This is a genomic window from Pseudomonas sp. 50_B, from assembly GCF_017491625.1.
Lineage (GTDB): Bacteria > Pseudomonadota > Gammaproteobacteria > Pseudomonadales > Pseudomonadaceae > Aquipseudomonas > Aquipseudomonas danubii.
Genome location: NZ_JAFGYX010000008.1, coordinates 267,072 through 277,734 on the forward strand (window position 1 = coordinate 267,072; position 10,663 = coordinate 277,734).

The following is a 10,663-nucleotide window of genomic DNA, read 5'->3' on the forward strand; positions in this document are numbered from 1 at the left end:
TCCATTTTCCAGGCCCGCACAAAAAGGGCTTAGCCCCACTCGGCCGCCCGTCCTGTTGACCGGCAACGCCGAGCCCCTGCGATCAAGGAGATAACCATGAAGCGTTCCGCACTGGCTGGACTGTTCATCACCGCCGCGATGCTGGCCTCCCCGGTGTTTGCCGCCGGGCAAGAGGACCTGTGCCAGATCAACCTGCAAAAGATCAAGGATGCCAAGGTCAGCACCGAGGCCATGAGCTCGGACCTGAGCAGCGACATCGACGCCAAGGTCCAGCAAGCCACCGCCGAACAGGCCAAAGGCACCGAGGAAGGCACCAAGAACTGCATCTCCCTGACCACCCAGGCGATCCAGCAATTGCAGAACAACACCAAGGGCGGTCAATAGGCGATACATCGGCCAACCTTCGGGTTGGCCTTCTGCGCTCGCTTAGCGTAGAATCCGCCCACCTGTTGGTAATGCACAACAGGTTCGGGGCCGTTTAGGATTCGACGCCGGTTGCGAAACTTTAGGTGCATGCCGAGTTGGTAACAGAACTCGTAAATCCACTGTTGCAACTTCCTATAGTTGCCAATGACGAAACCTACGGGGATTACGCTCTCGCTGCGTAAGCAGCCTTAGCCCTTCCCCCCTGGTACCTTCGGGTCCAGCAATCATCAGGGGATGTCTGTAAACCCAAAATGATTGTCATATAGAACAGAATCGCCGTGCAGTACGTTGTGGACGAAGCGGCTAAAACTTACACAACTCGCCCAAAGCACCCTGCCCGTCGGGTCGCTGAGGGTTAACTCAATAGACACGGCTAAGCATGTAGTACCGACAGCGGAGTACTGGCGGACGGGGGTTCAAATCCCCCCGGCTCCACCAAACGAAGCACCAACAAAGCCCGCCTTGTGCGGGCTTTGTTGTTTCTGGACTCAGCGCTCCGCTACCCTTGCCAAGCGTCCCCTACCCACAAGAACTGTAGTGGCCTGATGAAACCAGACACTTATTTAGGTAGGCGAAAATGCTCGCTAAATAGAGGAGTCTGATGTGTAGCGGTCGAATGAAACCGGACACGCACTCAGTCGAGAATGCGCGCCCGGTCCAGGAGTCTGATGACCCAAGAAGGCCGCTGTCCATCGGGATCTAAACCTGCGGACCAGCAGGCACCTGCCCGCGGGTTTTCCACAGCGATACCAGCACTCCGCCCAGCAGCAAAGCCAGGGTCACACTCAAGGAAATGACCGCTGGAATCTTGCCGATGATGCCGACCATGAAGATCTTGCCGCCGATAAACACCAGCACCAGCGCCAGGGCGTACTTGAGATAGGCGAAGCGGTGAATCATCGCTGCCAGGGCGAAATACAACGCCCGCAGACCGAGGATGGCGAAGATGTTCGAGGTGTAGACGATGAACGGGTCCTGGGTGATGGCAAAGATCGCCGGGACGCTGTCCACCGCGAACACCAGGTCGGCGCACTCGATCAGCACCAGAGCCAGGAACAACGGCGTGGCCCAGACCACGGACGTACCACTGGCATCGGCCTGGCGGACGAAGAAGCGCCCTTCATGCAGGCGATCGGTCACCCGCATGTGCTTGCGCAGGAACTTCACCAGCAGGTTTTCGCTGAGGTCGGGGTGATCATCGAGCTTGCTGAACAGCATCTTTACCCCAGTCAGCAGCAGGAAGACGCCGAACCCATAGAGAATCCAACTGAACTCGGCGATCAGCGCCGCACCAAGGCCAATCATGATGGCGCGTAGCACTATCACGCCGAGAATTCCCCAGAACAGCACCTCATGCTGATACTGCCGCGGAATGGACAGAAAGCTGAAGATCATCGCCATCAGGAACACGTTGTCCATCGACAACGATTTCTCGATCAGAAAGCCGGTATAGAAATCCATCCCGGCGTCACCGCCCTTGACCTGCCAGACCCAAAGGCCGAACAGCAAGCCAGCCGCGATGTAGCCCGCAGACAGCAGCAGACTTTCACGAACGCCGATTTCTCGATGCTCACGGTGTAACACCCCAAGGTCGAAGACCAGCAGGCCGACAACGATGCTGATAAACGCGAACCAAAGCCACGTAGCGGTGCCGAGGAACTCAGCAAAAAAGAAGGATTCAAGGGCTGTCATGAGTGCGCCTCCCAGTGTCGAAGTTGTACAAACTGCAACTCCGACATGGCAGCGATTAGCTGTCAGAGGGGCCCGGCGTTGTGAGGAAAAAACTAAATAGCCACATGGGGTTTCGCAACAATGCAAGAGTTGCAAGTTATGTCTATTTGCAAGACCTCAGTGGCGCTCATCACCTGGCGCCAGCGCACTCGGCGGTCGCCAGTCTGCGGGCTCAATTCGCAGCGGCATCAGCACCGAAGAAGCCCGCCCCGCGTGTTCTTCCTCAAGGGCTCAGGCCCCGCTCCATGATCAGCGTCAACTCCTCGCCCTCGTAATGCTCGCGTACCCGAACAAACCCCAGGCGCGCATAAAAGCCTTCGGCGGTGACCGACGAGGGCACCACCAGCGAGGTCAAACCCGAGTCCAGCGCCGCCTGCTCCACCGCGGCCATCAGTTGCCGGCCCAGGCCATGGCCGTGGTACGCCGGATCGACAAACACCGAGCGCACCGCGCGCCCGTCGAGGCTGGCGGTGCCCAGCAGTTTCCCGTCCACCAGGGCGACGAACATTTGCCGACGCCGCATCAGTTGCAGGACAGCGTCCGGGGTAAAGCTGTCTTGCACCCGCTCGATCACATGGGCGGGATAGTCCTGGGCATTGCTGGTGAGCAAGGCCGCGAGGATCACTTGGCTGACCCTCGCGGCATCGGCCTCTAGGGCCGGACGAACTTGGCATTCCATGACCACTCCCTGGTTTCAACGCGGATCGCAGGGGCCAAAAATACGACCCGCACCACTCGCTGCCAAGGACTTACTGCAACTGAAACACCAAACAGGGATTGTCATTCAAGCGCCCCTCGTACACCGGCTGCTGGTTTTCCAGCGAGGTGCCCTGGAGCTTTTCTCGATCCTTGCGCGCCACAATCACCCAGGAGCCGTGGGGCAAGGTGTCCAGTTGTCCGGGGGCATCGCCGGCGACAAACAGCGGCTGTTCGTCGTGGTCCAGGTTCATCATGTAGCGCACGGCCCAGGTGTCCTGGCCCAGGTTGAAGAACACCAGGGGGCCGTGTTCGGCCGCGCGCCGTTGCTCCACCTGGGAAACAAAACCCTGGGTATCGAATTGCAGATCCTTGGCCGGGTCCACCACTGCCACCAGCAGCGTCCATTGCGCCGCCAGGGCCAGGCCGCTGAGCAGTACCAGCCGCCGGCCGAAACTGCCCAGGGTCTTGCGCCAGCAGTACAGAGCCAGCAGTTGCAGCAGGGCAAAGATCGCAATCAGCAACGGCATGGACACCGGCGGCCAGTAACCGTGCTTGTGCCAGCTGTGTTTAAGAACGAACAGCACCAGGATGCACAACCCCGGCAGCACGCCCACCAGCCACAGGTAGGCGTTGCGGACCTTGCTCATCCGGCCCCGGACCATCAGCAAACCGTAGGCGGCCACGGCGGCGAACATCGGCACCATGGGCAGGATGTAGTAGGCGCGCTTGAAGTGCGGCACCGACAAGCCCAACAGGATCATCAGGCCGCAGGCGCCAAGACGCAGCACCAGGCGCAGTTGCGGGTCGGCATGGCGCCGGAACACTTGGTGGCGCAGCATCCACAGCGTCACCAGGGCCAGGGGCACCACAGGGAAGTAGCGGTACAACGCCAACTGAAAGTAGAAGTAGAACGGCTCGCCACTCTCATCCAGACGCCCGCCCACCTGCATGTGGTAGACCTGCTGCACAAAGGCCTCGCCACCGCTGAGATAAGCCAGCTTCAGCAGCAGCCACCAACAGCCTGCCAGCAACAGCAGGCCGCTGAAGCCGTAGCCGAGCACGCGCTTGAACAAGATACGGCGTGCCTCCTGGGTACGACTCTCTCCCAGCAGCCAGTAGGTGCAGACCACGCCGCAGACTTCCACCAGCCCCAAGGGCCCGCGAATGGCGAAGGCCAGTACGAACAGCGGCAGCACCATCAATGGCCGCAGCCGCGAGCCACGCTGTTCGCCGCTGTGCAGCAGGTAGAAAGCCCCCAGGCACAGCAGTGAAACCATCTGGTCCAGGCACACCGAGCGGGACTTGTCCAACAGCTGGCTGGTCAGCGCCGTCAGCAGTACCGCGAGCAGCGCCCAGGTGCGCCCCGAGGGCGCCAGCAGGCGATAAAGCAACGCCAGCACCCCGGCCGAAGCCAGCGCGGTGGGCAGGATATTGGCCAAGTGATTGGGGGCGCCAAAGGCCTGGGCAAACAGGTAGCTGAAGAAGGTCGCGGTAGCCGGATAGTCCGGATAGGGCTGGCCGTAAGTGGTGGGGAACAGGCTCGGCCCGTGACGGAACATCTCCTGCAGAAACAGCGCCCAACGGCCGTCGAAACCCTGGGGCTGCTCGTCCCAGATGCCAAAGGTGAACAGCAGCAGGGCCACCAGGTAGATACCCCAGGACTCAATCCCGAAACGCGTTTCTCGAACCATCTTCGCCCCACCAGAAAGTGCCGTGCCATAAGCTCGGCGTAAGGCTGGACATGGTGCGCGCGATACCCCTGAACGGTGACTGAACGAGGATAAGAAACCCGCCTGCGCCACCGACTTGATGATTGCCGGCCGAACCTCCGGCGCCTTCAAGATCGCCGCGTCTCCTCCGGAGCCGTTCGCAACCTGCGGCAGCGGCTACACAAAGCCGCCTGTAGCCGCTGCTGAGCCCGCGAAGCTGCGAAAAGGACCGCAGGGCCTTGCTTGGCGATTGACCGACGAACCTCCGGCGCCTTCAAGATCGCCGCGCCTCCTCCGGTGCCGTTCGCAGCCTGCGGCAGCGGCTACACAAAGCCGCCTGTAGCCGCTGCTGAGCCCGCGAAGCTGCGAAAAGGACCGCAGGGCCTTGCTTGGCGATTGACCGACGAACCTCTAGCGTCTTCAAGATCGCCGCGTCTCCTCCGGTGCCGTTCGCAGCCTGCGGCAGCGGCTACAGGGACCGGCGCCCCAGGGCTGAAAACCGGCGCCAGTCGAACTGCCCCACTGCCAGCGCCAGCAGGATCAGGCCCATGGATACAGCCTCATCGACCCCGACCCGCTGCCCCAGGATCAACACCGACCCGGCCATGCCGAACACCGGGATCAGCAACGACAAGGGCGCCACCCGAGAGACCGGATACTCGCGCAGCAACAGGTTCCAGCCCCAGTAACAGAAGTGCGTTGCCGCATAGACCTGGAACATCAGCGACAGCAGCGCACTGACGGACACCTGCCCGGCCAATTGCAGAAACGGCGCACTGCCATGGCTTATCCAGGTCAACGCCAGCAGCGGCAACGGCGCAAACAGGCTGGCCCAGACCACGAAGGCGAACACCTCGCGAACCCCGCAACGCTTGATGATGACGTTGCCCACACTCCAGCTGAAGGCACTCACCAGCAGCAAGGCGTAACCCAGGCTGGTGGCGTGCCCGGGGCTGTCGCCGATGATCCGCAACAGCCCCCACAGCGCAATGGCCGTGGCCAGAACCTGCTGCCAGCGCAGGCGCTCGCCGAACAGCAACACGCCCCAGCCCAGGGAAAAAAACGCGCTGAACTGGATCAACAGCGAAGCCGTGCCCGGCGCCACGCCCTGCTCAATCCCCAGGTTGATCAGCGCCCACATGGCCACGCCGAAAATCAGCCCGTAGGCCGCCAGCCAGCCAAACCCTACCGGCGGGCGCGGCACCAGAAATACCCAGGGCAAGGCCGCCAGGGTGAAGCGCAAGGCGGTGAGCAGCAACGGATCGATACTCGCCAGCCCAAGCTTGGTGATGGGGAAGTTCAGGCCCCACAAGGCGGTCACCAGCAGGGCCAGGAACAGGTGTTTTTTCTGCATGTCGCGCGGTCCAGGAAAGGCGGCCGCGAGCAAATCCCCGGCCGGGACCGAACTATCGCCGCAGCACGCCATGGCCCGCTTGCAGTATCAGGTCAACTATCAGTAGATTCGGGCCATGCACCCTATCGATATCGATCCCTACGAAAACATCCCCCGAGACGCGCTGGTCACGGCCATCGACTACGCGCACGGCCAGCACTTCGCCGAACACCAGCATCGACGCGGGCAGTTCGCCTACGCCGCTACCGGGGTCATCAGCGTCTACACCGAACAGGGCAACTGGGTGGTGCCGCCACAGCGGGCCATTTGGGTGCCGGCCGGGGTGACCCATGCCATGCACATGAGCGGGCCGGTGACCATGCTCAACACCTATGTGCGTCCCCGGGCGGCAAAGCGCCTGGGCTTGCCGGAGCAATGCGAAGTGCGGGAAGTGTCCGAGTTGCTGCGCCAGCTACTGCTGCGGGCCATGCACCTCCCCACGCTCTACGCCAGGGACGGTGTGCCGGGGCAGTTGATGAACCTGCTGCTGCATGAAGTCGCCAGCATGCCGGCCTTGACCCTCAACGCCCCGCTGCCGGACGAGCCGCGGCTGGCCAGGGTCTGTCGCGAGCTGCTGGAACAGCCATCGCTGGAGTTGGGGATCGATGCCATCGCCGAGCGCGCCGGCATGAGCCGTCGCACCTTCACCCGGCTGTTTCGCCAGCACACCGGCATCAGTTTCGTCGAATGGCGCCAGCAGGCCTGCCTGTTGGCGGCCGTGGTGCGCCTGGGCCAGGGCGAGGCCGTGACCCGGGTCGCCAGCGACCTGGGCTACAGCAGCCCGAGTGCCTTCAGCAGTGTGTTTCGCAAGGTCCTGGGCGAGGCGCCCAGTCGTTACTTTGCCCGGGCCCGGGCCTGAAGGACCCGAGCCTGAGCGAGGCCGTGCTACAGGAACACGGCGGACAACATCCCCAGCGCACCGAGGCAGAAGCCGATCAAGGCACCGCGCCCGGGCGCCTGCTGGAACAGCGCCCAGATCACCAGCGGCTCCAGAAGCAGCAGCGAGGTCACCGAGACCACGGTAATGATCCAGATGTCGCCCACCGCCACGTAACCCAGCCAGTAGGCCGCCAGCAGGCAGATACCGCCCAGGCACATGATCAGCACCGGCAACGCCAGTTCGGCACCGGAGGTGTTGCCGGAATGGGCCAGCCGGGCCACCACCACTTCACTGTAGATGGCGCAGAACTCGCCCAGCACCATCAGCCCTACAGCAGAAACTCCGAGTAATTCTTTGGACATGTAACAAACCCCTTGGTATTGAGAGCCCGATTTTTCAGCTCCCAGGCATTGATCGCTCCGCTAACGGAGCCTGTATCTCGATGCGCAGGGGTACGGGGCAACTCGGTAATCGTCAGGAACTTGAACATGTCCATCTCCTTCTGGGTGGGTGACGCAAGCCGGGCCCGTGAACAGTCGACGGGCCGCTGCCTGTATAAGGGATTTTCTGCCCCGACGTCATCCACCAAAGAACATTGACCGCAAAAAAACCACGCAAACTCCACAATCAAACCGCCTGCTTGCCGATAGCCTGGGTCCGGTCATCCTCAGCCTGAAGCCCGTGCCCACCATGCCCCAAACGCCCAATTCCGTTCGCACCCTGAGCCCCTATCACTGGATCGCCACGTACTTCATCGGCGTTGCGGGACTGGCCTTGGCCCTGATGCTGGTGGTCAATCTGATCCTGCTGAGCACCAGCCAGACGCCGTGGCAATCGCTGCTCAACTCCCTGTCGTTCAGCGTGGCGGTGCTGATGGTGAGCCTGGTGCTGATTACCCTGATCGCCGCCTTGCCGTGCATCCTGTTCTTCTGGCTGGCCCAGCGCTTTACCTGGCGCCGCCTGTGGATCTACCTGGTGAGCGGAGCCCTGGCGGCGCAGTTCGCCATTCCCGTGATGACCCAGCTGCTCCCCGAACTCTTCAACCTCCCGCACGGCGTCAGCGCTGCGCTGCACTATTTGCAGCTGGCATCGATGTTCGGCGGCTGCGGGGTGTTTCTGGGGGTAGTGTTCTGGTGGCGCAGCGGGCGTCACTTGCGCGGAACCGAGCCTTTATTCACCAGCGGCCCGACGCCAAGGCACCCTTGAACAGGGCCAGAGCAGCCACCCATACAGCGATCTTTGCCATGTCCACAACAACTCCAACCCAACGCAGCGTGCAGCCGGAAGACTGGTTCGCCGCTTACTTCATCGGTGTCACGGCCCTGGCCACGGTGCTGGCCTTGCTGCTGATGCTGACAATGCTGGCCAGCGCCGGCTCGTTGAACGGCGACATCATTCTGCAGACGCTGTTCGTGGGCCTGCTGACCCTGGTCGTCAGTGGCGTGCTGATCGGCATTATCACGGCCCTGCCCTGCGCCCTGTTCTTCTGGCTGGCCCAACGGTTTGCTTGGCGCAATGTGCTGATCTACCTGTTCTGCGGTGCACTGGCGGCGATGCCGACCATTCCCGTGGTAGCCAGCCTGGCGCCCTCCAGCTTCTATACCGACCGCTACGAGGATGAACCGTTACCCGACGGTTTGCCGCGCTACCTGCCGCTGGCGCCATTGTTCGGCTGCTCGGGGGCTTTTCTGGGGCTGGTTTTCTGGTGGCGCAGCGGCCGTCATCTGCGCTGATCAACTCCCCAACACCACCCGAGCCGGTCCGCCTGAGCCCTCAAGACCGAACCGCACCTTTTCCCCCTACTTGTTCACAATTTGTTAAGAGTTGCCTCCGTATACTTTCGCGCTTGCCCGCGGCCTTCCGGCTGCGCCCCTCGATCTGCCGGCGCAAAACTCATGTCACGACCCGCTCCGCTGTTGTTCCTGCTGGCCTGCCTGCTGTTCTTCTTCGCCTTGGGCAATCACCAGCTGCAAGGCTCCACCGAGGCCCGGGTGGCCGGGATCGCCATGGAAATGCACCTGGATGACGACTGGGTCACGCCGCGCCTGTTCGGCACGCCGTTCCTGGAAAAACCGCCCCTGAGCCTGTGGCTCGACGCCAGTGCCATCCGCGCCTTCGGCGGCACGCCCCTGGCGGTGCGCCTGGCCTCGGCCTTTGCCGGGCTGTTCAGCGTGATGCTGCTGTACGCCATGCTGCGCCGTTTTGGCCGGCCGGCCACCCTGGCGGCAGTCGCCGGCTTGATGCTGGCGACCATGGCCAGTTACTGGAGCAACGTGCGCGGCGTGGGTGAGGATGCCCTGCTCAGCCTCGGGGTGACTCTGGCCCTGCTGGCGTTCTTTCAGGCCCAGCGCCGTCAGGCCGAACAGCAACCGGCGCGGCTGGCCTGGCTGGCGTTCGCCGTCGGCATCGCCATCGCCACCCTGAGCAAGGGGGTACTGGGCCTGGCCATGCCGGGGGTGGTGATCTTCGCCTACCTGCTGGCCGACAGCCTGATCGAAAAGCGCTTCAGCTTCAGCCAGTGGCTACGCCCCGGATTGCTGACCCTGCTGGGCCTGGTGCCGCTGATGATCTGGCTGTACATGCTCTATCAGCGCGGCGGCCTGCAAGCCCTGGGCGAAGTGCTGTGGACCAACAGCGTCGGGCGCTTCGACGGCTCCTTTGTCGAGGCCGGGCACTACGAGCCCTTCTATTACTACCTGGCCAAGCTGCCCCAGGCCTTCCTGCCGTGGAACATCCTGGTCTACCTGGGCCTGTGGCACTTTCGCAAGACCCTGGTGCAGAACCGCTACCTGCTGTTCTTCAGCCTCTGGTTGCTGGCGCAGTTCACTCTGCTGTGCCTGGCCTCCAGCAAACGCACGGTGTACCTGATGTCCCTGACCCCGGCGGCGGCGGTGCTGGCGGCCGAGTACGGCGCGGTGCTGTACCAGCGCCTCGCGCAGCGGGCAGCGGGCAGCGGTTTTTGGAGTGCCGTGGGACGCCGGCGGCGGGCCCTGGCCATCGCCGTCATGAGCCTGATGATCGGTGCCTACCTGGCCAACGCCCAATGGGCCGCGCCCCGGGCCGACCGTGAACTGTCCTTCGTCCCGGTGACCGACCAGATCATGGCGCTGCAGGCCAGCGGGCATCAGTTGGCGCTGTATCAGGCCAACGAACGCATCGCCGGCGCTAGCGTGTTCTACACCCAGAGCCTGCTCAAGGACCTGCAGACCGAGGCGCAGTTGCTGGCCTTTCTCGCCGAGTCGCCGCAGCATGTCGCCGTCATCGGCGGCGACCAGACGCCCAAGCCGCCATTGCAGATCCTCAAGACCCTCATGGTCAGCCGCCAGGCCTACCACTTCGTCAGCCTCGCACCGGGCCACTGACCCGCCAACGAAAACGGCACCTGAATCAGGTGCCGTTTGTCTATCCGGGCGAGGCTTACTGAGGGTTCTTCAGCTTGACCACATCACCGGAGACCTTGGTGGTGTAGCCGCTCAGGACCCAGGCCCAGAACCAGTTTTCCTGGACCTGGGTGTTGATCAGGGCGTCGCCGCCCTTGGCCTTGATCGCCGCAGTCTGCGCGCGGACGAAACGGCTGTTCTGCTGGATCGGGATCACCCCGAACAACATGATGCCGGTGGCGGTCGCTTCACTGTGACCGATCACGGTGTACTGGCTGCTGTCCAACTGCTGGGTTTTCATCGGGGTGCCGGTGCAGCCCGCAAGAACCAGACCGAGGCAGGCAGAGGCAACGACTTTGCTGATGTGCTTCACGACGTAACTCCATGGAAAAAGCGTCCGGGATTCATTTCCCGGGCGCGGCACTTTACTCGCGGGACATTGAAA

Annotated in this window: 11 protein-coding genes and 1 other RNA gene; 6 read left to right on the forward strand and 6 right to left on the reverse strand. The window is 62.7% G+C overall.

Translation table 11 applies throughout. The features are described 5' to 3' along the window. Window positions 1-96 precede the first annotated feature (96 nt). On the forward strand, window positions 97-384 hold the full coding sequence (locus J5M73_RS14310) for a hypothetical protein (RefSeq protein ID WP_102861064.1): 288 nt from the start codon (window positions 97-99) through the stop codon (window positions 382-384). Between the two features lie 86 nt (window positions 385-470). After that, window positions 471-864: a transfer-messenger RNA gene (ssrA, locus tag J5M73_RS14315) on the forward strand. Window positions 865-1,125: 261 nt separating this feature from the next. On the opposite strand, the gene J5M73_RS14320 is transcribed toward ssrA, so the two are convergent. From J5M73_RS14320 to J5M73_RS14335, 4 genes are all read right to left on the reverse strand, one after another. Next, on the reverse strand, window positions 1,126-2,118 hold the full coding sequence (locus J5M73_RS14320; RefSeq protein WP_102861063.1) for a TerC family protein: 993 nt from the start codon (window positions 2,116-2,118) through the stop codon (window positions 1,126-1,128). A gap of 262 nt (window positions 2,119-2,380) precedes the next feature. Further along, window positions 2,381-2,836 carry a GNAT family N-acetyltransferase gene (locus J5M73_RS14325; protein WP_102861062.1) on the reverse strand — a complete coding sequence of 152 codons (456 nt, stop codon included), beginning with the start codon at window positions 2,834-2,836 and terminating at the stop codon, window positions 2,381-2,383. Between the two features lie 70 nt (window positions 2,837-2,906). After that, complete coding sequence (locus tag J5M73_RS14330; RefSeq protein ID WP_102861061.1) at window positions 2,907-4,547, reverse strand: glycosyltransferase family 39 protein; 1,641 nt, start codon at window positions 4,545-4,547, stop codon at window positions 2,907-2,909. Between the two features lie 487 nt (window positions 4,548-5,034). Further along, window positions 5,035-5,919: an EamA family transporter gene (locus J5M73_RS14335; protein WP_102861060.1), complete on the reverse strand. Its 885-nt coding sequence runs from the start codon at window positions 5,917-5,919 to the stop codon at window positions 5,035-5,037. A 115-nt stretch (window positions 5,920-6,034) separates the two neighbouring features. On the opposite strand from J5M73_RS14335, the gene J5M73_RS14340 reads away from it, so the two are divergent. Continuing rightward, on the forward strand, window positions 6,035-6,817 hold the full coding sequence (locus tag J5M73_RS14340) for a helix-turn-helix transcriptional regulator (protein ID WP_102861059.1): 783 nt from the start codon (window positions 6,035-6,037) through the stop codon (window positions 6,815-6,817). A gap of 26 nt (window positions 6,818-6,843) precedes the next feature. On the opposite strand, the gene J5M73_RS14345 is transcribed toward J5M73_RS14340, so the two are convergent. Further along, window positions 6,844-7,161 carry a hypothetical protein gene (locus tag J5M73_RS14345; RefSeq protein ID WP_011059155.1) on the reverse strand — a complete coding sequence of 106 codons (318 nt, stop codon included), beginning with the start codon at window positions 7,159-7,161 and terminating at the stop codon, window positions 6,844-6,846. Between the two features lie 367 nt (window positions 7,162-7,528). Here J5M73_RS14345 and J5M73_RS14350 point away from each other — a divergent pair, with 367 nt between their 5' ends. From J5M73_RS14350 to J5M73_RS14360, 3 genes are all read left to right on the forward strand, one after another. Further along, window positions 7,529-8,044 (forward strand): hypothetical protein, encoded by a 516-nt coding sequence (locus J5M73_RS14350; protein ID WP_243433795.1) that lies wholly within the window; start codon window positions 7,529-7,531, stop codon window positions 8,042-8,044. Between the two features lie 38 nt (window positions 8,045-8,082). Then, a complete protein-coding gene (locus tag J5M73_RS14355; protein WP_180988519.1) occupies window positions 8,083-8,571 on the forward strand; it encodes a hypothetical protein in 489 nt (162 codons plus the stop codon). 162 nt (window positions 8,572-8,733) lie between these two features. Further along, window positions 8,734-10,200: a phospholipid carrier-dependent glycosyltransferase gene (locus J5M73_RS14360; protein ID WP_207815830.1), complete on the forward strand. Its 1,467-nt coding sequence runs from the start codon at window positions 8,734-8,736 to the stop codon at window positions 10,198-10,200. A gap of 55 nt (window positions 10,201-10,255) precedes the next feature. Here the strand turns inward: J5M73_RS14360 and J5M73_RS14365 are convergent, their stop codons facing one another. Beyond that, the gene (locus J5M73_RS14365) at window positions 10,256-10,591 is read right to left on the reverse strand and encodes a lipoprotein (RefSeq protein WP_041115848.1); all 336 of its coding nucleotides are present in this window, start codon (window positions 10,589-10,591) and stop codon (window positions 10,256-10,258) included. Window positions 10,592-10,663 lie beyond the last annotated feature (72 nt).